The 21,312-nt window shown below is 67.6% G+C and carries 20 protein-coding genes, 1 tRNA gene and 1 pseudogene; 7 read left to right on the top strand and 15 right to left on the bottom strand.

The features are described 5' to 3' along the window. Positions 1-536: 536 nt before the first annotated feature. From ACFZBB_RS13775 to ACFZBB_RS13765, 3 genes are all read right to left on the bottom strand, one after another. Positions 537-1,499: a DUF5926 family protein gene (locus ACFZBB_RS13775; RefSeq protein ID WP_391121256.1), complete on the bottom strand. Its 963-nt coding sequence runs from the start codon at positions 1,497-1,499 to the stop codon at positions 537-539. A gap of 169 nt (positions 1,500-1,668) precedes the next feature. After that, the gene (locus ACFZBB_RS13770) at positions 1,669-2,469 is read right to left on the bottom strand and encodes an ATP-binding protein (RefSeq protein WP_391121253.1); all 801 of its coding nucleotides are present in this window, start codon (positions 2,467-2,469) and stop codon (positions 1,669-1,671) included. A 228-nt stretch (positions 2,470-2,697) separates the two neighbouring features. Beyond that, on the bottom strand, positions 2,698-3,615 hold the full coding sequence (locus ACFZBB_RS13765) for a glycerophosphodiester phosphodiesterase family protein (protein ID WP_391121250.1): 918 nt from the start codon (positions 3,613-3,615) through the stop codon (positions 2,698-2,700). A 579-nt stretch (positions 3,616-4,194) separates the two neighbouring features. Here ACFZBB_RS13765 and ACFZBB_RS13760 point away from each other — a divergent pair. Both ACFZBB_RS13760 and ACFZBB_RS13755 read left to right on the top strand, forming a co-directional pair. Further along, a complete protein-coding gene (locus ACFZBB_RS13760) occupies positions 4,195-5,589 on the top strand; it encodes a trypsin-like peptidase domain-containing protein (protein ID WP_391121247.1) in 1,395 nt (464 codons plus the stop codon). A gap of 37 nt (positions 5,590-5,626) precedes the next feature. Beyond that, positions 5,627-5,713: transfer RNA gene (locus tag ACFZBB_RS13755), tRNA-Ser, on the top strand. A gap of 163 nt (positions 5,714-5,876) precedes the next feature. Here the strand turns inward: ACFZBB_RS13755 and ACFZBB_RS13750 are convergent. The 6 genes from ACFZBB_RS13750 to ACFZBB_RS13725 form a co-directional block, all read right to left on the bottom strand. Then, positions 5,877-7,277 carry a site-specific integrase gene (locus ACFZBB_RS13750; protein ID WP_391121244.1) on the bottom strand — a complete coding sequence of 467 codons (1,401 nt, stop codon included), beginning with the start codon at positions 7,275-7,277 and terminating at the stop codon, positions 5,877-5,879. A gap of 57 nt (positions 7,278-7,334) precedes the next feature. Next, positions 7,335-7,490, bottom strand: a complete 156-nt coding sequence (locus ACFZBB_RS13745) for a helix-turn-helix domain-containing protein (protein WP_391122213.1) — start codon at positions 7,488-7,490, stop codon at positions 7,335-7,337. 182 nt (positions 7,491-7,672) lie between these two features. Next, positions 7,673-7,981: a DUF6303 family protein gene (locus tag ACFZBB_RS13740; protein ID WP_391121241.1), complete on the bottom strand. Its 309-nt coding sequence runs from the start codon at positions 7,979-7,981 to the stop codon at positions 7,673-7,675. Positions 7,982-7,983: 2 nt separating this feature from the next. After that, positions 7,984-8,583 (bottom strand): hypothetical protein, encoded by a 600-nt coding sequence (locus tag ACFZBB_RS13735; RefSeq protein ID WP_391121238.1) that lies wholly within the window; start codon positions 8,581-8,583, stop codon positions 7,984-7,986. A 106-nt stretch (positions 8,584-8,689) separates the two neighbouring features. Further along, positions 8,690-8,932 (bottom strand): hypothetical protein, encoded by a 243-nt coding sequence (locus tag ACFZBB_RS13730; protein WP_391121235.1) that lies wholly within the window; start codon positions 8,930-8,932, stop codon positions 8,690-8,692. 31 nt (positions 8,933-8,963) lie between these two features. After that, positions 8,964-9,158 carry a hypothetical protein gene (locus ACFZBB_RS13725; RefSeq protein ID WP_391121232.1) on the bottom strand — a complete coding sequence of 65 codons (195 nt, stop codon included), beginning with the start codon at positions 9,156-9,158 and terminating at the stop codon, positions 8,964-8,966. Positions 9,159-9,604: 446 nt separating this feature from the next. On the opposite strand from ACFZBB_RS13725, the gene ACFZBB_RS13720 reads away from it, so the two are divergent. Further along, the gene (locus ACFZBB_RS13720; RefSeq protein ID WP_391121230.1) at positions 9,605-10,408 is read left to right on the top strand and encodes a barstar family protein; all 804 of its coding nucleotides are present in this window, start codon (positions 9,605-9,607) and stop codon (positions 10,406-10,408) included. A gap of 13 nt (positions 10,409-10,421) precedes the next feature. Here ACFZBB_RS13720 and ACFZBB_RS13715 read toward each other — a convergent pair whose 3' ends face one another. The 3 genes from ACFZBB_RS13715 to ACFZBB_RS13705 all read right to left on the bottom strand — a co-directional run bounded on the left by ACFZBB_RS13715 (position 10,422) and on the right by ACFZBB_RS13705 (position 14,075). Next, positions 10,422-12,515, bottom strand: a complete 2,094-nt coding sequence (locus tag ACFZBB_RS13715; protein WP_391121227.1) for a cell division protein FtsK — start codon at positions 12,513-12,515, stop codon at positions 10,422-10,424. A gap of 97 nt (positions 12,516-12,612) precedes the next feature. Further along, positions 12,613-13,791, bottom strand: coding sequence for a hypothetical protein (locus tag ACFZBB_RS13710; protein WP_391121224.1), 1,179 nt, complete (start codon positions 13,789-13,791; stop codon positions 12,613-12,615). After that, complete coding sequence (locus ACFZBB_RS13705; protein ID WP_391121221.1) at positions 13,788-14,075, bottom strand: hypothetical protein; 288 nt, start codon at positions 14,073-14,075, stop codon at positions 13,788-13,790. The genes ACFZBB_RS13710 and ACFZBB_RS13705 overlap by 4 nt, the downstream gene beginning before the upstream one ends. A gap of 366 nt (positions 14,076-14,441) precedes the next feature. Between ACFZBB_RS13705 and ACFZBB_RS13700 the strand changes: the two genes are divergently transcribed. Beyond that, the gene (locus ACFZBB_RS13700; RefSeq protein ID WP_391121218.1) at positions 14,442-15,230 is read left to right on the top strand and encodes a GntR family transcriptional regulator; all 789 of its coding nucleotides are present in this window, start codon (positions 14,442-14,444) and stop codon (positions 15,228-15,230) included. After that, the gene (locus ACFZBB_RS13695) at positions 15,227-16,006 is read left to right on the top strand and encodes a glycosyltransferase (RefSeq protein WP_391121215.1); all 780 of its coding nucleotides are present in this window, start codon (positions 15,227-15,229) and stop codon (positions 16,004-16,006) included. Before ACFZBB_RS13700 ends, ACFZBB_RS13695 begins: the two co-directional genes overlap by 4 nt. A gap of 155 nt (positions 16,007-16,161) precedes the next feature. On the opposite strand, the gene ACFZBB_RS13690 is transcribed toward ACFZBB_RS13695, so the two are convergent. After that, entirely contained in the window at positions 16,162-16,545 is a 384-nt protein-coding gene (locus tag ACFZBB_RS13690) for a hypothetical protein (RefSeq protein ID WP_391121212.1), read from the bottom strand. A gap of 236 nt (positions 16,546-16,781) precedes the next feature. Here ACFZBB_RS13690 and ACFZBB_RS13685 point away from each other — a divergent pair, with 236 nt between their 5' ends. Both ACFZBB_RS13685 and ACFZBB_RS13680 read left to right on the top strand, forming a co-directional pair. Beyond that, entirely contained in the window at positions 16,782-17,477 is a 696-nt protein-coding gene (locus ACFZBB_RS13685) for a transposase (protein WP_391121209.1), read from the top strand. Positions 17,478-17,536: 59 nt separating this feature from the next. Then, positions 17,537-18,346, top strand: a pseudogene (locus ACFZBB_RS13680) (IS5 family transposase). Positions 18,347-18,869: 523 nt separating this feature from the next. Here the strand turns inward: ACFZBB_RS13680 and ACFZBB_RS13675 are convergent. After that, entirely contained in the window at positions 18,870-20,474 is a 1,605-nt protein-coding gene (locus ACFZBB_RS13675) for a hypothetical protein (RefSeq protein ID WP_391121206.1), read from the bottom strand. Further along, on the bottom strand, positions 20,471-21,217 hold the full coding sequence (locus tag ACFZBB_RS13670; RefSeq protein ID WP_391121203.1) for a hypothetical protein: 747 nt from the start codon (positions 21,215-21,217) through the stop codon (positions 20,471-20,473). Before ACFZBB_RS13670 ends, ACFZBB_RS13675 begins: the two co-directional genes overlap by 4 nt. Between the last annotated feature and the right edge of the window lie 95 nt (positions 21,218-21,312).

Below are 21,312 nucleotides of genomic sequence, written 5' to 3'. Positions count from 1 at the left end.
GCGCAGTTCCTCCCCCAGCCTTCGGCCGGGAGGTGCCCCCAGCGCCCCTGAAAGGCAGGCCCTGCGCCAGCGCGGCGATCGGGCCCGCCCGTCCGGACGAAAGGTGGGTGCGCCCCGTCAGGGGCGCGGGGAACTGCGCGGACAACCCTCCACCGGCGGGTGGTCGGGGGGCGGCCGGATTGTCCCGTTGGGGCGGGTGGTGACCTGCGGGAGCGTTTCGGCTGAGCGCGCCCACGCGGCGGCAGCCGCACATCAAGCACAGCCCCGCGCCCCTTAAAAGATCGGCTCGCCGCCCGGCCGAAAGGCGGTGCGCCCCGTGAGGGGAGCTGGGGGCACCTCCCGGCCGAAGGCCGGGGAGGAACTATGCGGCCCGCCCCCACCGGCCCGGTGGTCCGGGGACAACCGGAATGCCCCGCCGGGGCGGGTGGTGAGGTGCGGGAGCGCTTCGGCCGGGGTGACGTGCGCCCCCCGTACGGCTGCCCCCCGTACGGCTGGAGGCCGTGGAATGGCTCGCCGCGAGGCGGAGGCGGCCGACGTCAGCTCAGGGTGATCTGGCGGTTGGTGAAGCCGCTGCGGGCGCGCCGCTCGTCGGCGGTGAGGGGGCCGGACTTGGCGAGCGTCTCCGCCAGACGCTCGTTGAAGGCGGCGGCGGGCTTCTCCACCTCGTCGGCGCCCATGCCGACCGGCAGGTCCCACACCGGCACCACGAGCCCGTGCGCGCGGAAGGAGCCGACCAGCCGCGTACCGTCACCCAGCGACGACACCCCGGCGGCGTGCAGCCGGGCCAGCGCGTCGAGCAACTCCTCCTCGGGGTGCGGCATGACCCACCGCAGGTGGTTCTTCTCCGGCGTCTCGCACCAGTAGGCGGCGTCCACGCCGGTCAGCCGTACGGTCGGGATCGCCGCCTGGTTGGCGCGCTCCAGTGACGCGGCCACCTCGCCGGTCGCCGCGTCGGCGTCCTCCAGCCAGAACTCGAAGCCGCTGTGCACCTCGGGCGTGAAGGGCGCGTCGAGGTCCAGCACGTCCTGGAGGCGCGGCCCGTCCTGCGGCGGGCGGCGGCCGTCCACCGGATTGCCGGGCGCCGCGGTGAGCGCGCGCAGCAGCGTGTCGGCGAGGTCGCGGCTGACGTCACCGGACGCCGCCTCGTTCTGGAGGCCGAGCAGGACGGCTCCGGTGTCGCGGCGCAGTCCGGGCCAGGCCATCGGCAGCACGGTGCCGAGCGTCACCGAAGGAACGTCGTCGGGCAGCGCGTCCTTGAGGGTGAGCGGGGCGGTCGCCGCCGGGACCAGCTCGCGCAGCGCGACCCAGTCGCACTCGCCGGGCAGCCCCTCGAACGGGCGGCGCACCAGCTCGGTCACCGCGTGCGACGCCTCGCGGCCGTGACACGCCTTGTACCGGCGGCCCGAGCCGCAGGGGCAGGGCTCGCGCGCGCCGACCACCGGGACCTCTCCGCTCGTCGGGACCTTCGTCTTCGTCGCGGTCGCGCGCTTCTTGGCCATGGCTCGGTCTCTCCCGTAACGGCGGTGTTCCGGCCGTGAGCCTAGCGCCCGGCGCGGCCGCCGCCGGACCACGGCGAGGCGTGCGGAGGGGGCGGGGGAGGTCACCGGGGCCGCCCTGCGTGCCGTGCCCCGCGAGGCTCTGTGCGGCCCTACGCGCGGGCCCGCGACCTCAGCCGCGTTCGTCGACCGCGTCGAAAGCCGTGTTCAGCGACCCGAGCCCGTCGAACGCTTCGATCGATTCGGCCAGGTCCATCGACATGCCCATCGGCAGGCCGCCGCCCGCACCGACGATCGGACTGATTCCCGTACCGCCGATTCCGCCGAGGCCGGCCCGCTGGCCGCGCGTGCCGCCCGTACCGCCCGCGATCACCGGGTCGTCGCGGCGCGCGTGCCGGGCGCGTACCGGAAGGACCGCCCAGACCGTCACCTCGCCGGGCGCGTCGTCGCGCACGCCCCAGCGCAGCGACAGGCTCCCGACGATGCCGAGGCCCCGGCCGCCGTGCGCGCTCAGGGAGGGGGTGGAGGGGCGTGGTCTGGTGGGGCCGCCGCCGTCGGTCACCTCGACCGCGAGGAGTCCGTCCGTGCCTATCGCCCACGCGGCGCGTATCCCGCACTCGCCGCAGTCGGTACGGCCGCCGTCCGTACGGCCGCTGTCCGTCCGTGGGCTGTCGTGACGGCCGCCGGTCGTCCAGTCGTCGTTCACCGTACGGGGAGTGTCTCTGGCGGACCGTGCGCCACCGGCGTCACCGCCGCCCCCGGCCTCGTGCGTCTCCAAAGGACGCGCGTGCCGGAAGGAGTTGCTCAGCAGCTCCGACAGGATGAGGACGGCGTCGTCGATCACCGGCTCCGGCACGTCCTGCGCGCACAATTCGTTCCGCAGTTTCCGGCGCGCCACCGCGACGCCGGTCGGACCATGAGGCAGGGCCATGGTCGAGGACGTAGGCACCTCCTGCGCCACCATCAACGACACCCCCAAGACCTCCTTCACGCCCTTGCGCCACGGGATGGATGCCCTCTGCGACTCGGCCGGAAACAAGCCAACCGCGATCTATTGACGTACTCCGTACACATTCACGACGCACAATTGCAGCCCGAACACGATACGAACGCGCCGGGGTACGCCCTGTGACGGCTGTTGCCTGGTGATGTCGGCTGCTCTGTGTTGACTCCTGCTGTGGCCTGCGGACATCTGTGAACTTCAGCGACCCAGTTGGGACAGAACCGCACTCGGGCGGTTGGTGATGATGGAATCCACCCCAAGCCGTACGCACAACTCGACATCGGCGGGTTCGTCCACCGTCCAGACGTGGACGCGGTGCCCCGCCTGGCGCAAACGCGCCACGTATCCCGGGTCGGCGCGCACGATCCGCATGCTCGGCCCCGCGATGCCGACGCCCGCCGGCAGCCACCCGTTCCAGCGCGGGGGAAGCGCGTGGCGCACCAGGAAGACAGTGGGGACCGCGGGCGCGGCCAGCCGTACCCGGCGCAGCGCCCCGGGCCAGAAGCTCATCACCCGCACCTGGGCGGGCTCCCCGCGCGCCGGGCGGTCCATACCGAAGTGCCGCAACAGGTCGAGCAGCCGCCGCTCGACCTGGCCCGACCACCGCGTCGGGTGCTTCGTCTCGATCGCCACCTCCACGCGGCGGTCGGTGTCCGCGACCAGTTCCAGCAGGCGGCGGAGCGTGAGGACGCCGCTGGGTTCGCGTACGGCGTTTTCGTCCTCTTCTTTTACGCGTCCCGCGCGGGCACCTCTTATATGCGCGTCTTTCGTACGGACGTCTCCTGGGTGACGGTCCCGGCTTCCGGCGCCGCCAGGTCCTCCGTGGCCGTCCTGCCACGAGCCGAAGTCCAGCGCGGCGAGGTCGGCCAGGGCGAGGGAGGAGACGGCGCCCCGGCCGTTCGACGTACGGTCCACCCGCCGGTCGTGGACACACACCAGCTCGCCGTCCGCGGTCAGCCGGACGTCGCAGTCCAGGGCGTCGGCCCCGTCCGCGATGGCTTTCCGGTACGCGGCGAGCGTATGTTCTGGTACGTCCGCGGAGGCGCCTCTATGGGCGACGACCTGGACAGGTCGCCCGTCCGGAAACGCCTCCGGGACCGCGCGCGCGTCAGTCACCGTGTCATGGTGCCACCGTCTCCCCGGCGGCCCGGTAACACGGCCGTACGACGGGTACGCGAAGATGCACAGCTACCGCTTACGGCGGTCCGACACGCTGTGGGAAATGCTGTGTTCGGCCCACCACCTTGTTCCGCACCCGGTTCGGAATCCTGTTCAGAACCTGTCCCGACCCTGAGGAGAATCGCTGTGAGCACCGAGAACGAAGCCGGCTCCGGCTCGGCTGCGGAGTCGGCAGCGCCCGCGCCCGACGGTGCCTCGGCGGCCCAGGCCCCCGTACGTCCTGCCGCTCCGCCGCTCGCCCCGCCGACCGCTCCTCCGACGGCCCCTCCGGCCGCCCCGCCCGCGCCCGCCGCTCCCCCGGCGTCCGCGGACGGCGAGTCGCGTACGGAGATCCTGCCGGAGGTACGGGACGCGGCTCCGGTGCCGCCTGCGGATCCGTACCGGGCCCCGGCCGACCCGTACTCGTCGCCTTCCTCTTCCTCTTCGCCCGCGCCTTCGCCCTCGCCCGCGCCCTCGCCCTCGCCTTACGGTCCGCCGAGTGGGCCGCCTTCGCCGTACGGGACGCCGCCTGCCGCGGTGTTCGCAGCGGAGCAGCCGCCCGCGGGGTCGGGCGCGTTCGGTACGTCGGGTACGTCGGCCGCGTCGGGTACGGAGCATGGCGCGGGGTCGGGCCACGGTGGGTCGGGTCATGGCGGGTCCGGCCACGGTGGCGGGCCGCACGACCCGTTCGCCGCGCCGTCGTCCCCCTACGGCGCGGCGAACGCGCCCGGCACCGGCCAGCCCGGCGGCCCCGGCGGTCTGCCGCCGGCCTGGGGCACGCACGTTCCCCCGCCGCCGAACGACGGCCGCAAGCGCCGCGGCGGCATCGGCGGCATGGTCGCCGCCGTCCTGGTGGCCGCGCTGGTCGCGGGCGGCGTCGGCGGAGGCGTCGGCTACGCGATCGCCGACCACAACGACAAGTCGAGCTCCACCTCCTCGACCACCGTCTCCGACTCCGGCAGCCAGAAGGCGTTCAACCGCGCCCCGACCTCGGTGGCGGGCATCGCCAACAAGGCGCTGCCGAGCGTCGTCACCATCAAGGCCAGCGGCAGCCAGGAGAGCGGCACCGGCACCGGTTTCGTCTACGACACCGAGGGCCACATCCTCACCAACAACCACGTGGTCGCCCCGGCGGCCAGCGGCGGCAAGCTCACCGTCACCTTCTCCAACGGCAAGACGTACGACGCGGCCGTCATCGGCCGCGCCCAGGGCTACGACGTGGCCGTCATCAAGCTGAAGAACGCCAGCGGCGTCAAGCTCACCCCGCTGCCGCTCGGCAACTCCGACCAGGCGCAGGTCGGCGACGCCACCATCGCCATCGGCGCCCCCTTCGGCCTCTCCGGCACGGTCACCACCGGCATCGTCAGCGCCGTCCACCGCCCCGTCGCCTCCAGCGACGGCCAGGGCAGCAGCGCCTCCTACATGAGCGCGATCCAGACCGACGCCTCGATCAACCCCGGCAACTCCGGCGGTCCCCTCCTCAACGCCAACGGCGCCGTCATCGGCATCAACTCCGCGATCCAGCCCGCGGGCAACAGCGACCCCGGCACCCAGGGCGGCAGCGTCGGCCTCGGCTTCGCCATCCCCATCAACCAGGCCAAGCGCGTCGCGGACCAACTCATCAAGACCGGCCAGCCCGTCTACCCGGTGATCGGCGTCAGCCTCGACACCCAGTACCAGGGCGACGGCGCCAAGATCTCCACCGACTCCCACACCGCCATCACCTCCGGCGGCCCCGGCGCCAACGCCGGCCTCAAGCCCGGCGACGTCATCACCCGCTTCGACGACACCCTCATCGACAGCGGCCAGACCCTCATCGGCGAGATCTGGCAGCACTCCCCCGGCGACAAGGCCACCATCACCTACACCCGCAACGGCACCTCCCACACCACCACCGTCACCCTCGGCCAGCGCACCGGCGACAGCAACTAGCCCCCCACCCACTAAGCTGTCCCCGCGCCCCGCGCCAGGAGGCTTGCCCGAGCGGCCTAAGGGAACGGTCTTGAAAACCGTCGTGGCAGCGATGTCACCGTGGGTTCAAATCCCACAGCCTCCGCGGTAGGCAGCGAACACACAGGTGGGGCCGGGTCTCGATGCAATCGAGAGCCGGCCCCACCTGTTGTGCGTCTCACTCGTGTGCCACCGATTCCCACCGATGACCAGCGCGTGTGGTCAACCTGTGGTCAGGTTCCGTGGCCATGGCCCGAAGCTACACTCCGCTATCCCTCCTGGTCGGCGAGGGCCTGACTGATCAGCTCGTTGGCCCGGTCCTGAACCCCGCGGAGGATCTTCGCGTAGAACCGGAAGAGGACAGCGACGCTGTGCCCAGCCCGCATGGCCGCCTCCACCGGGTCCACTCCCGCTTTGATCCATAGTGAAATGCCCGCCTGACGCAGGCAGTACGGCACATCGGCAAGCGGCGTCTTCAACTCCTCTGCGGAGAGCACTTCTTCCCGTGCCGCCTGCCACACCTCGGTGTACTCGGTGGAACGGACGCGGCCCCCGCCTACGGCGCGGAAGAGCCGACCGTCGGGCGCGGTGCCGTACGTCCTGATGTGCTCGCGGAGCATGCGGACGAAGACAGGCGGGATGGGCACTGATCTGGTCGCCTTGCGAGCACGGCGTTTGAGCCCCCGCTTCTCGAACGGCTGCCCATCGTCGGTCCAGCCCGACCCGACTTCTGGCCGGGACTCGGACAGGATGAGTTCGCCCCAGGCTTCTTCGTCCTCCTCGTCCGGAAGCACGCACCCTGTTTCGCCGAGTGCGGCAGCCTCGGAAGGCCGCGTAGCGGCGTAATAGATGCAGCCGAAGAACGCCTCCAGGTGCTCGCCCCGGACGCCTTGCAAACGGACGGCCTGGATCAGCGCTCGGGCAAGGCCGGGGTCGGGTACATAACGGAAGTCGACCTCGTCGTCGGTGTCAGGCGGTTCCCAGTCGATGCGCGAAAGGGGATTCGCCGTGAGGAGGTCGCGTTCGACGGCGTATCGGAGCGCGTTGTTGAAGGTGGTCCGCTTGCGGCGGAACGTGTTGTCGGCGGCAGCAGTGCCGTCGAGCTTGAGCGACAGTGCGGTGAGTGCCGCGCGCATCCTCTCCGAAGTGCCCAGCTCCGACATCTTGAGCGAGTTTCTGGCGACCCAAGCCAGAGCCGCCGACTCTTCGTCAGACATCGTCCGGGCGTCCTTACGCGCGACCACGCCGCCCTCGGTTCGCTCCATTTGGAAGGCCCATGTGCGCAACGTCCTTCGGAGCAGCGCTCGATCCGGCTTCGCCTTGCCGGAGGAGACGAGAACGAGCGTCACGGTCGTCAGCGCCTCCGCAATACCCGCGCGGTGCTTGGCTGCGGCTCGCGGCCACTTCATCAGGGCGTACGCGCACGCGTGCTCATACCAACTCGGCGACTTTCGCTCGCGCAGCTCACTCGCGGGCAGTCCCGACTCCGAGTCGAACTGCTCGCCCTTGCGGACCGCGGACATTAACTCGGAGCGCCGTCCATCAGCCAGGGCGAAATTGGCGAAGACGTCGTAGTGGATCTGCGTCCCTACGCGCCAACGCAGTTGGAAGGGTGAACTCTTGCTCGGGCGGCTCCGGACACTCCAGATCCGCACGTCGTAGGTCAGCATGTGACCACCTCCGGGCGAGTGCGCGCCCTGCACAGGGCGCGCACCCGGGATCCGGGATTAGTCGGACAGGTCCTGGCAGTTGCTCGCCCACCACGTGTCGAGGTCGCTTCGGCGTACGCGGATCTGTCCGTTGGGGAGCCGGACGCAGCGCGGCGCCTTGCCACGCGCCCGCATCCGGTAGAAGGCGGATCGGGACATGCCGATCTCGTCCAGAACGTCCGGGAGTTTGAGGCGCGGGTGCCGGGCGGGGGTCCTTGTGCTGCCCGGCCTTCGGCTGCCGCGCTGCGAGGGCGGCGAGCTGTGGGGCATGCTGGGGTTCCTCCTGTGTCGTGTTCGGGATGGGAGGGCCGGGGCAGCGGGTGTTCTTGGCGGATTGGCCGCTGCCCCGGGCGGAGTCAGGTGTCGGTGGGGTCGTCGGTCGGCGTGGCCGGGGCGACCTTGATGCTGGCGATCAGGGAGACGGTGCCTTCGGGGTCGCCCTCGAAGAAGGTCTCCATCCACTCCCAGGCGGTGTCGGCGGTGAGGGGCGCGTAGCCGAGGGCGCGCAGCGCGGCGGTGCGGGCGCTGACGGTGGGGACGCCGTCGCCGACCGGGAACGGGATGTGCGCCCAGCGGGATTCGTCGGGCTCGGCGACGAAGACCTCCCATGCGGCGCCGTCCCAGGAGTGGATCATGTGGGCGTTCAGGGGGCGGGTGTGGGCCACGGTCAGCCCGCCTGGAGGAAGCCGTGGGCGTCCGCGAAGCGGATGAGGTGCTGGAGGGTGCGCTCGGCACGCTCGCCGTAGACGTACGCGGCGTCGGCGAGGTCGGCGGTGAACTCCGCTTCCTCGTCGTCGGGTTCGCACGCGATGAGCCGGGCGCGGAGGTCGGCGAGTTCGGTGCTGCCGGCGTCGCGGGTGAGGGACGGGCTGACGTCGGGGAGGCCGTCGGCGGTCACGGTGTAGTTGCCGTGGCGGTCGCGGGGGAGTTCGACGTGCCGGGGCCGCTCGTTGCGCAGGACGGCGGCGACGGCCGAGGCGGCGCCGTGCGCGTAGCCGAGGGCGGCGTTCTCGTACAGCTCGTGCGTGTGGTGCTCCAGGACCATGTAGAGGTCGCTGAGCTGCCAGAGCGCTTCGTCGTGCGGGCGGACGGGTTCGGCGCCGGGGACGGTGAGCATGCCCACCACGGGGACGATACGGGCGGGGTCAGCGGTCCACGCGGCGTGGCGGGCGTGGCTGTGGGCGGTGCGCAGTTCACGGGCGGCTGCGCCGAGGGCGTACACGCTGTCGGTCAGGCTGAGGTGCCAGTCCGGGGCGATGTCGGGCATGGGGTTCCTCCGTTGGGCGGGCCGGGCGGGCTGTCCGGTCCTCCGCGCGAGCCCAACCTCCGTCTATGGATGGGGGGTTGGGCTCGCACGGGGGACCGTCAGGCCGTCAGGTCAGGTGCGGGAGGACCGGGGCGCCGACGGACGCAGCCTGGAGGACCGTGCGCAGGTCGCCGCCGACGGCCGCGAGCCGCTGCTCGATGGCCTGCCAGGACTCGGGGTCGATGGCCATGAGTCCGGCGACCGCGGTGGGGCCCTGGCCGAGTTCGAGGGCGGTGAGGACGTCGCGGAGTTCGCTGATGGCCATGAGGGAGATGCGCGGCTGGGATGCCGCGAGTGCGGGCGTGCACATGAAGTTGCCTCCTTACGAGGTCACTTGACGGCTACTTGCCGGAGTTGGGGATCGCGTCCCTGAGCGCGGACATGATCTGGTCGATCGAGGGCGCGGCGCTGCTGCGTGCGAGATAGAAGCCGAAGAGCAGGGCGACGACGGCGGCCCCGGCGCCGACCGCGCGGTAGCGCATGAGCAGGGCCAGCAGGACGCCGAACAGCGCGAGGGCGGAAATACTGAAGGCCATCAGCGGACCCCCTCGCGGTGCAGGCGAGTGGCCACGTTGTAGAGGTGACGTCCTACACGGATCCGTTGGCCGTATCCGCGGCAGCGACGGCACTCCCGTCCGCGCACGATCCGGCCGCGCCGATTCTGCTTGACCTTGAAGCCGAACCCGCGGCACTTACGGCAACTGCCGAGCGGGCTCGCGGCGCACAACGCGGCGTAGCAGAGAACCGCGATGACGATGAGCGCTATAGCGCTGACGAGCGAAGGCATGGAAACCCCTTCCAGGGCGGAATCAGGGCATGCGGAGAGTGGGCTGCTAGCGGCTAGATGCCAGGTCAGAAGACCTGTGGGGCGCTAGCGGGGGTACTAGATCTAGCGGGGTGCGGTGCTAGCCAGGCCCGGGAGGATTACCGGGCGCGAGATGCTGGCTGCCGCGTAGGATCGCGCGGGCGATCAGGGGGAACGATGGGCACTTCGAGCGATGCGGCGGGAGCGCGGTACGCGCTGACAAGCGACGAAGAACCGGACGACTTCTGGGGTTACGTCCAGGACGCGACCGGGCTGTTCGTACCGCTGGACGACGAAGGGCGACGGCGGGTGGAGCTGCTGGGCTGTGACCCGCGAGGCGCTCTGCTGAGGGCAGTTGACCGCGTCGGCACCAAGCGCGCGCAAGCGGGCAACGCCGATCTCGCTTTCCTGGACGAGCGCTCGGGCCGACGGCTGGGCTCGTACTTCGTCAACTGGCTGACGGTCGAGGACCGCAGGCCCTCGGTCCGCTACGGAAGCGACCGCTGTGACCTGACGGTGAGCCTGTGGTGCGAAGCGCTTCTCGCACAGGCCGAGTGGCCCTGGCATCTGGTCCGGACCGGTGTTCTGACCCGTACGGGCATGTGGCACGACCTCGACCGCGACGGCCGTCACGCCTGGATGTCCGTGGCGCTCAAGCGGTCGGTCCGCCCGGATATCGACCGCCCGGCCGGGACCGTCTACGAACTCGACGGCAGCCACGTCACGGACGAGTACAGCTTCTACTGCGCTCTGGGCGAGGCAGTGAACGGTCCTGGTGGCTACTTCGGTTGGAATCTCAGCGCCATCGACGACTGTCTCCGTGGCCGTTGGGGCGCGAGCACGCCCTTCACCCTCGTATGGAACGACAGCGCCACGTCCGTATCAGCGCTTCAACGGATCGTTCCCGTCGGCTACATCGGATGGTTCGACGTACTCCTGGAGATCTTCGAGGTCCAGGACGTGGACATACGTTTTCGCTGAACGCGCGTGCCGCTCACGCCGCTTTCCTGCCGTCACGTCGGTCAAGTGCGGTAACCACGTCGACTCGGCGCAGGCCGCGCCGGTTGGCGCCCTTGCCGTCCTCCGTCGTCCCCCACACCTGTACGGTGCGGATGCCGTACGGCTTTACGGCGGAGGCCAGTTGCTCAGGGCTCCACTCGCTGTAGACGTCGGGCCGGAGTTCGGCGAGGCGGGCGATGATGTCCTCGCTCCACGTCTTCGACGTCCCGGCCGGGATGGCCGTGAGTAGATCGGCGAGCAGGTCGTACGAGGGGGAAGCTCCGCCCTCGGGTTCCTCGCCGAGGGCGTGCCCGGTGAGGCGCCCCGCCGCCTTGCGCAGTTCGTACAGGCGCAGCGCGAGCGCGTCAGCCGTGGGCGCGTCGAGATAGACGGAGCGCACAATCCGTGCGTCCGAGCCCTCGCCGACGAACCACGCGATGCCCTTGTCGGCCCAGGCCAGCAGATTCGCGCGGATGCCGCGCTTGTACGAGCCAGTGCCGAGCACCATGTCGTTCTCGATCTGGCCCATGACCTTCAGGCACCAACGCAGCGTGGCGTTCGCGGAGATGCCGGTCGGCAGTGACTTGGAGTCGGGCCGCTGTGTGGCGAGCAGCAACGTCATCCCGAGTGCGGGGCCGCGCTTGACGAGGTCGGTGCATTGCTCCTCGAACTCAGCTCCGTACGTGGGGTGTTCGAACCACTTCTGGCACTCGTCGACGCCCACGACGATCGGGCGCAGGCCGAGCTTCCTCATGTCCGCCAGCGTGGACGTGACCTTGGACTCGGGACAGAGATCCTTGGGCAGTTCGCGAAGGACCTTCGCCCGTCGCCTCAACTCGGCGCGCAGCTCGCGGAGATCGGCGAGTGCGTACGCGATGTCCTCGTCCTCCTCGCCCGCCCGGTAGCGGTGGGCTACGCGACCGACGGTCGACAGATCGCCTGTCCCCTTGAGGTCGTACGCGTGGATCTCCGCGCGCAGGTCCATGCACGCGATCAGGAGCAAGAGCCGTAGTAGGAAGGTCTTGCCCATCCTGGGCACGGCGCCGACGATCCCGGAGACGTACATCAACGACGTCAGCACCCACCGCCCGCGCTGATCGGTGGCGAACGGCTGCGCTTTGAAGAGGTCGAGCGGCTTGAGGTCAAGCAGTGGCCACTTCGGCTGCTTCGTCTGCGACATGTCCTGATCGCCGACCCACAATCGCAACCGCCCGGTGTGCTCGTCCGGCACCGCTTCCGGCCATACGCAGCCGAGCGGGCGCCGTAGCCCGGAGGCCAGCCGCTCGCGGCGGTCGATGACGTCGGTGACGGTGACGCCGTACGGGAGGTCGCCCTCGGCGAGCCAGCCGGAGCCGTCGCGGGTGATGGGCGCGGTGAAGAAGAACCCCGGACCGCCCTTGGCCTGCGCCTGGTTGATCGCGGGAATGCCGAGCGCTCCGAGGGCCCGCAGCACGATGTCACTCGTCAGCTTCGTGGCCTTGGGAATCTCCACAGCCCTGTGGATAACAGGATCATCTGCCGGTTGGCCGAGCCGCCCCAGAGCCGCGGTGGCCACCCCACATGACATCGCGACCAGCCAGCCCGGTGCCAGGACGTACGACCCGAGGGCGACGACCGGCCCGACGACCGAAGCGACGATGCCGACAACCGCACGCCACCGCACACGCCGGTCACGCTGCCGCGAGAGCTTCAGGTACTCCTCGACGTCCCCGCGCGTGGCCGCTGCCTGCCGCAGCGGCTCGCCCTCGGCGTCGACCAGCCACCGCAGTGATCCGCCGACGAAACGGGCGGCGCCCCGAGGCGCGCGGAGTGTAAGACGCAGCGCGTACCAAGGCGTACGAACCGCGTGATACGCGCTGACGTGTCCGGCGTACACGGCGACGCCGTGCGCCGCCGACTCGAACTCACGTCGCGACCGCGCCCACGCCGGGACGACCGGCCGTCGCCTCGCTCCGCGTACGCGATCGATCAGCCCAGGGCCACTCGGGCCGCGGGGCTTGTCGACTTCGATCGACCCATCAGGATCTGCCGTCTCTTCCGGGGCAAGCGGTAACGGCGCCCGCCCCGGGTCTTGCTTGTCGTGGTTCACTGGCGATTCCTTTCCTGGTTGGGAGGGAATGCCGGGGCCTGGCCCTACCCGCCAAAGCAGCGGCCGGGCCCCGGTGTTGGGATTGAGCGGCGAGCCGTCAAGGCTGCTTCGCCGTACGCGCTGATCCGGCCGGGCCGTTCACTGGACGGGGACCGCGTTCTGCGTCGAGCCGTACGAACACTCCGTGTACGTAGCTCGGCGCCCGTGTCGCCCGCCGCGCCGTTTCGCGGACGCTGAGACCGTCGGCCCAACCGCGCTCGATGGCCGCCATGGCCTCGGCGGTGCCGAGCTTGGCGGGCGTGCGTTCAGGTGATCGGCCGCCGTCGTTCGCGTTGTCCATCGGCGGAAGGTCGGTGAACAGCGTGCGCGGGTAACGCCGGATGCTCGCGGTGGCCCGAGCCATCTGGGCGCGGGTGTGTGCGGCGAGGGCGGACGCTGCGGGGTCGGGTGAACGTTCATCCCACGGCGACGGCAGCGCGATGGTAGCCAGCGCCGTAGCGTTCCGCCGCGCGGCGAGCTGGTCGAGCAGTACGCGGCGCTGCTCGCGGTCGTTGCCGACCGAGGACTTGGCGACCGCGACGGAGAGCCGACGTGCGATCCGCCGCCCGCGCCGCTTGCCCCGCCGGGCGGGGTTCATTTCCGCGAGACGGGCCGCAAGAGCGACAGCTCGTACGGTGGCCCGGTCGCGGGTGATCTGCGCCGCGTCCCGCTGCCCCTCGGCGATGCCGAGACGAGAGAGGAGTCGTTCGCGCAACTCCCTTGCGATCAGGGCGCCGAAGCCGTTGGACGATGCCTCGGGCTTGCGGTGCCGTAGCTCGATCCCCATGGCGAGGTGCCAGAGCATCGCGGCCATCACCGGGCCGACGAAGGCGCGTACGGTCCCGCCGACCAGGCCGGATTCGGCGTATGCCGGGATGATCTGCACCCCGGTGATGACCCACACCAGGACTCCGGGAACGCCCGGCGCCGCGTTCGGCCCGTTGAGGTTCTGCCGGGCCATCAACGCGGTGGCGAACAGAGCGAGTTCGGCGGCGCCGAACATCGAGGCGCGCTCGACCGTACCCGCGATGTCGAGGTAGTCGGCGGCGAAGCGCCAGGATGTATCGGCGCTGTACGCGGTGCAGCCGATCGCCGCGAGGGCGGCGACCCGGACGGCGGGAGTACCCCGGCTGCGTTTCTGTCCGATGAGCCATACGAGGGCGACGGCGACCAGTGTGGCGCAGACATACGCCGCGTCGAGCGTGCTGGCAACGGGTCGAGGCAGGGCCGCGATCACGCCGCTTCCCCCACCCGACTCGGCCGCACGGTGTGGCGACTGCTCCTCAGCAGCGCGACGCCGCCGAGCCACAGTGCGCAGAGCGCGTCCTCCCTGGCGATGTGGTCGGACGCGCCCTCTTCGAGCAGTTCCGCGAGCACTTCGCGGGCCGCCTCCACACGGGCGGCGCGTTGTTCGTCCGACTCGTCCGGGGGACCGAGGAACAGTTCCCGGAAGTGGTCAGGGGCGTCCGCTAACTCGCATTCGTCGCCGACGACGTCGCCGCGACCTCCGTACGTACACATGGCTCTCCTGAGGCTGAGGGTTGGGAGAGCCGACGGCGGTGTCTGCGACCTGACGACGGCTGTTGCTGCCACCGGCTCTGGGAGCGAGTGGTCATGACCTCCGGCACCGCGGCTCAGGGCCGCTGTGCCGGGATCAAAAGCACTCGTTCGTTCAGGCGCTCTGTGGAGTTTTCAAGGAGCCGGCGCTGCCTTCGGACCCGTGTCGCGGGGCCCTCCGGGCGTCCTTCTCACGCTCTCCTCAAGAGAACCTGACCTCAAGTCCTCTTTAGGAGTACGAATGAATATGAGGCATGAATCACTCACTCGTCAAGACCTCTTGATGACTTGTATCCTGGGGCTGCTAACGGATCAGGACGGTGAGGCCCCATGGCCAAGGCATACGAGCGGATCGCTGACGATCTCCGTCAGCTCATCCGCGCAGGTGAGCTAGCTCCTGGCGACCAACTGCCCTCCGAGACCAAGCTCGTCGAGCGCTACGAAAAGAGCCTTCCGACCCTTCGGCAGGCTCTCGGCCTGCTTCAGGCCGAGGGCCTGATCGAGAAGGTGCACGGTCGCGGCAACTTCGTCCGCCGCCCCCGCACCCTCGTTCAGCGCACCAACGGCCGCCACCAATGGGAGAAGGACCGGGCCCGTGAGGCCGAGCCCCTGCGGGCACAGACCGGTTCGACCGAGCGCGACACCGGTCTCGAACTGAACGACCTCGTCTTCTACGCCGCGTACCGCGAGATCAAGGCGGAGGAGGAGATCGCCGAAGCGTTCGGTGTCCCGGTCGGGACCGCGCTCCTGGAGCGCACGTACCGCACTCGGTATCGGGCGGAGAGCGCGCCGTTCAATCTCGTACGGTCCTACCTTGTCCGCGACGTGATCGCGGAGAACCCCGATCTCCTGGACGACACCAAGGAGCCGTGGCCCGGGGGCACACAGAACCAGCTTTTCACCGTCGGGATCGAGCTGGGCCGGATCGAAGAGCGCGTCACCGCACGCCCGCCGACCGCTGAGGAAGCGGAGGAGCTGGGGTTGCCACCGGGGACTTCCGTCCTCGTCCTCCGCAAGACCTCGTACGACATCGACGGCCGCCCGGTCGAAATCTCCGATGTGACGCTGCCCGGTGACCGCACGGAAATGCTCTTCACCACCCACTTGGAAAGGTGGTGAACGCCGTGACCCGGCGCACCATCGACGTCATCACCGCCGTCCACGAACCGGCCGCGCCGTATCTCGCGGACGCGTACAAGTCCCTCGTCGCCCAGGAACTCCCCGACGGCTGGGACTGGCACTGGATCATCCAGGAGGACGGCAAGGGCGACACGGTCGCCCCGTTCGTACCTGACGACCCGCGCGTGACTTTCGGCCAGGGGCGCCCTGGCGGTCCCGGCGTCGCGCGCATGATGGCGATGGCCCACGCGGGCGGCGACTACGTCAAAGTCCTCGACGCTGACGACCAGTTGACGCCCGGCGCCCTCGCCCGCGACCTGGCCCTCCTCGAAGCCGACGCCACCCTTGGCTGGACCACCTCCCGCGTCCTGGACCTCCTCCCCGACGGCTCCACCGCCGGCTTCGACCAGGACCCCGCCGACGGCCCCATCGAACGCGGCGCCGTCTTCGACCACTGGAAAGCCCACAACTTCCGCGCGCAGGTCCACCCCGCGACCCTCTTCGTCCGCCGCGACCTCCTCTTGGCCCTAGGCGGCTGGATGGCCCTCCCCGCCTCCGAGGACACGGGCCTCCTCCTCGCCCTGAACGTCGTGAGCCGCGGCTACTTCACCCGCGAATACGGCCTGCTCTACCGCAAGTGGCCCGGCCAAGCGACGGCCCAGTCCACCCACACCGACGAGGCAGAGCGCGAAGCCCGCATGGCAGTCGTAGAGGCACGGACGCAGGCGCTCGTACGCTTCCCATGCCATATCGCGGCAAAAAGTTACCACTGCTAACGCAACGCGGCGGGCCGTCGGTGGTGGCGCTCCTAGCGTTCTAGACCAGGTCAGGAGTCTGTCATCCAACAGCCGACGGTTGATGGTGACGACTGCGAGCAGTATGCGATGTCCCGCAACTGCTGTTCGCTGTAAGCCGGTAGCGCTGGCCCGCCTCAGCCGAAGAGGAGATCGATGTCCTTTTCGATGCAGAGCTGTAGGACGACCGCCAGCTGGCGGGCATCGTCGATGTGCCGTTGAAGGAGAGGGTCGGTGCCGTCCTGTTGCGGTCGGTCGGCGATCTCCTGCAAGCGGGGCAGGAGTGCGGCGCACTGAGTCGGCGAGAGGTCGGGGCCGTCGTCGTCGGGATGGTTGAGGAGCGGTGCGAGGGCGGTGGAGACGTCGTTCCAGGGTCGACTGCCACCAAAGCCGTGCATCTCATCCAGTGCGAAACCTTCGGTCTGCGCTAACCACTGCCGGAACACATCGAAGCCGGTGTAGGACCAAGACACGTCGGGGCTGCTGGTGTCGTCGTCTCCTGGGAACAGAGCGATTCCCACGTGTCCTCCCCATGCATGGTCCGGACCCACAGGATCGGCTTGAGGAGAGGGCTGCTGCAACTGAAATGATCTCGTCGTGGCTGGTGTGATCACGGCGGTGGAGTCGTCTTGGACAGGCCCGTTTGGCCGGGCTGAGCCCGCGCCTGTTCGGGATGTTGGTGACGGTCCTGCGGCGTGCGGGCGCGCATGCGGCCCGCAGGGGCCGGACGTGAGGTCTACCGCTGGAAAACCGGGCCTTGCTCGTCGCCGTCTACTGGCGCACGAACCTGACCGCGCGCCAACTGGGCCCGTTGTTCGGGGCGTCCAAGTCGGAGGCGGGCCGGATCATCGAGCACCTTGGTCCGTTGCTCGCCCTCCAGCCTCGCAAGCGGTTCGCCAGGGGCACCGACCTGGTCGTGGACGGCACCCTGGTCCCCGCTCGCGACCACGCTGTCCCCGGGCAGTCGAAGAACTACCGGTACTCCACCAACCACCAGGCCGTCATGGACGCCGACACCCACCTTGTGGTCGTGGTTGGCCAGCCCCTGCCCGGCAACCGCAACGACTGCAAGGCGTGGGAAGAGTCCGACGCAAAGGGCCGCCATCGGCACGACCACGACGATCGCCGACGGTGGATATCCAGGCACCGGACTCGTCATACGCCACCGGCGCCGCAAGGCGAGGAGTTACCAGCACGGAAGCAGGCCCACAACAAGTCCCACAAGCAGGTCCGCGCCCGCGTCGAGCACGTCTTCGCCCGGATGAAGACCTGGAAGATCCTCCGCGACTGCCGCCTCAAAGGCGACGGCGTCCACCACGCCGTGCTCGGCATCGCCCGCCTGCACAACCTGGCCATCGCCGGACAGACCACCCGGCTGCACAGCAGTCCACCATGCCCGAGCCCGCTCCAGGATCGCTTACGGGAAACGCTTAGAGCTCGTAACAGGATCTAGTTGAGATCTGCTGGTCGGGCGTGACCGGTTGGGCGATTCGGCCGTTCGTGGAGTGGAGTGTGAGTACTCGGCCGTGGATCGTGGACGACGACTTGTGGACACTGATCGCGCCGCTGCTGCCGCCCTGGCCCGGGCGGTCGCCGGGCCCGCAGCCGGTGCCGGACCGGTTGTGCCTGCAGAGCATCCTGTTCGTGCTCCACAACGACATAGCCTGGCAACTGCTGCCGCCGGAGCTGGGATTCGGCTCAGGACAGACCTGCTGGCGGCGCCTGGACCGCTGGCAGCAGGCCGGAGTCTTCGACCAGCTGCACCGCATCCTTCTCGCCGAACTCAACGCGGCCGGCGAACTCGACTGGTCCCGGGCCTGCGTGGTCGGCTCCCACATCCGCGCGAAAAAAGGGGAGCCCACACCGGCCCGTCGCCGGTGGACCGGCGGAAAACGGGCAGCAAGCACCACCTGATCTGCGACGGACGCGGCACCCCCCCTCAAAGTCATCACGACAGCGGCCAACGTCAACGGCGTCACCCAGACCCTCGCCCTGGTCGACGGCATCCCACCCGTCGCCGGCCGTCCCGGACGTCCACGCCGCCGCCCTGAAGCCCTGCTCGGCGACAAGGGCTACGACTCCAACCCGAACCGCGACGAGCTCCGTCGCCGACGGATCCTGCCCGTAATCTCCCGCAAGGGATCACTCGACATCAAGGGCATCGGCAAGCTCCGCTACGTCGTCGAGCAGACCTTCGCCCTGCTCCACCAGTTCAAGCGCCTTGCCGTCCGCTGGGAACGCCGCACCGAACTCCACGATGCCTTCGTCTCCCTCGCCTGCAGCCTCATCTGCTGGAGGCGCCTCAAGAAGGCCCGCTCATGATCGTGTTACGAGCTCTTAGGCATGAGGCCGCACCAGTTTGTCGCGCCGAACCTGTCCTTGCAGACCGGCCGTTGACATGCATCAGTAGACGATGTTTTGAGGACATCTCGTGGTGCCGGCCAACTGCTCCCAGCGCAGGCGTAGCCGCCGGAAGCCGTGCCGCTAGGGCGAAGGTCTGCTGACCACGCACCGGTAAGTACCGAGCCCAGTGTCGTGGCGGGCGCCACGGTGGGCCCGTTGCCACGATCGTGGATCTCGTCGCGGTCTATGTCCTTGTCGTAGTCGCGATCTGGGGGGTTGGGCTTGCGACGCGCACGACCCACCCGGACGCTGACCGACACGATCGCATCGAGGAGCGGTATCAACTGGGCGACATCGTTACGCCTGGCACCGGTCAGCAGAATCGCGAGCGGCATGGCATATTCGTCAGTGCTCAAGTGATGGTCCGGCCCTGATCATGATTGACCGGCGACGGAACTGGATCGGGCCCCATGAATTTACCTTTATCGCGGCGTCTCGGATTTCATCCGGATAGGTACTCCAGTACTGCGGTAGTAGCCACGTTCATCATCTGGCGAGACCGTACGGGCCCCACCCATTTTGCTTGCTGAAAATCCTTTTCGGACGCAGCAAGGATTTTCCCTACGGTGTTGAACCCAAGGTCCCTAAGTCGTCCTTTAGCGAATGCGGTGAGATCCAAATCATCCACTGATCTGTTTAGTTGCGACTTTAGGAGGACCTTCCTTCCTTCATCCATCCTCTCCACGTTAAGTCGAGCAATGCTCTCGTACAAATCGTGGTTGGCCCCGAATTCAACCATCCTTTTAATTGAAATGGACTTCCGTAGCCAGGTAGTACTGGATACTGGGTCAGCCTCAGGGCCAGTTCTGGTGCCTATATTTAGCATGTAGCGTGTACCGGTAAGCCCACGTGTAGCCACCAGTCCGCTGCCCGCTTCGTGCAAGATGCCGCTGTAACACAGTAGGCGAAGGGCTTCCTTTACTGCAGCGGGTGCGTCGCGGTGGATCCAGATGAAGATCCGCTTGTCGCTATCTCTATCCTGATTTCGAGGCTTACGGAGTGCCGGTATGACATGTGACTGAACGAAACTTCGACCCCAGTCTATTACTTCGCGATGGCCGATATACCGGTCACCCAATGAGGAGTGTTCAGCCCAAATTATTTCTCTGTAATATTCTCGCATTACGCGCTGAACGTTGGCGTTGTTAAATGGTGCCGCTGCGGACACCGTCTTGAGTAGAACGCGAGGGTTTCCGCTTGCTGCGAAGGCGAGCGAGTCGAATGCTTCTCCGTACCTGTTGATCTGGGCTTCCAGGCCGGGATCCTGCCTGGTTACGATATCCCGCATCGAGCCCAGGTAGTTCACGCCGAGGATATCTCGATTTACATTAATCATTTCTGCGTCGTGGCTGAGTTGAAATGAATCTCCGAAGTAAGTCACTCCAGGGTAGACGGCAGCCTTAATGGAGAGGTACGGGCTCCGAAGATCGCGCATTAGAGTAAAGAACTGCCGCTGTTGCTCAGGTATGAAGACATGAGCAGCCTCATCAACAAGTAGTATTATACGGCGTACCTGCGCCTGCTCACACAAATCTTCCACGGCATCTTTAATCATCTCGGGGTCGATTTTTGAGTCGACAGAGGGCGTTGTTTCCGTAGTCTTCCAAGCGTCTTCGAGTTCATGTTCTAGTTTCTGCAGCCTGATCTCGGTCGCTTCGTCATTTCCATCGCGTGAAAGCGTAGAGAAGATTGAACTACTTGGGCGGATTGCGCCCTTCTTGCGGGCCTCGCGTATTATGCGATTACAAATCTTCGCAAGCATCCAATGTTTGAATCGATCAGCTTCTGAGGTCTGGAGAAGGCTGGCCTTGTTGAAAGTGACGTAGACAGCCAGGATGCGATTTCTATCGAATTCATCATCGGCTTCTTTCTGGGCGACTTTAAATAGGAATGATTTACCAACGCCTCGGGCACCCTGCAGTACTACCGTCTTCTTGCTCTTGAGTGTATTGATAACTTGGCGATCGAATGGAGTTTCAACGAAGTAGTTATCGACCTCTTCAAGCGTCAGATCTTCCGTGCGGAAGCTAAGCTCATTAGTGCTCATTTTGATTCCTCTATGGGGAGCTGGAGAAGCGTCCTAACGGATTCGAGGTGTGCGAAGTGCTCTTCCAGGCAGCCCTCGACAATTTGTCGCTGATCATCTCGGAAGTCTTTGTAGTATCGAACCGTGAAGCAGTGTATTACTGATATCAGTGTGGATTTTGCGACAGTGATCCATTCCTTGAGTACCTCATCTCTGTATGCGATTTCCGTGGGCAGCAGAAGTGACGTGGAGACGTTTCCGTGGACGTATTCAGAGCACCGCCTGTAAGATCTCTTCAGATCGGCAACGCACTGCTCTCGCTCAAGTTGGGCTTCTGGGCAGAACTCTCTCAGAAATGCTACTGAGTATATTCCTTCATCGATTGAAGTAATCGACGTCCAGCTTATGTCCAGCTTTCCGCTCACCCACTGTCGCCGTTTGAACTCCAGCGAACTCAAGTATACGGCACCACAAGTTACTTCGAGAAAAGAACGCAAACTAGCGAAAGACTGACGGTAGAGGCCGCTCATCGCACTGTAGAATGCTAGACCGAAATCTTGGTGCGCTGAACGCAGTTGTTGAGCCTCGGGTTGGTTTTCTAGTGCGGTCAACCAACTCGTAATATCTGCCTCAAGGTGAAGGATTTCTCTTATCTCGACCTCTGCTGCGGATGTTGCTTCTTTGATGTGCGCCATGCAGAATTCGTGCAGGCGGAGCATTGTTTCCTCAGCGCTATGGGCGCTAGCTACGCTTCTGTCCGTCATGATGGAAAAATTTACCATCGCAGGCAGAGTTTGTCCTGAGTTCGCTATTTCGCGCGTGGGTCGCCGGGCCGGGGCGCAGGGCTCGTCGGTGGACC

This window comes from Streptomyces sp. NPDC008139 (genome assembly GCF_042957025.1).
In the GTDB taxonomy this organism is placed as follows: Bacteria; Actinomycetota; Actinomycetes; order Streptomycetales; family Streptomycetaceae; genus Actinacidiphila.
The sequence above is the reverse complement of the archived record's forward strand: the minus strand, read 5'-3'. Positions and strand labels throughout refer to the sequence as shown.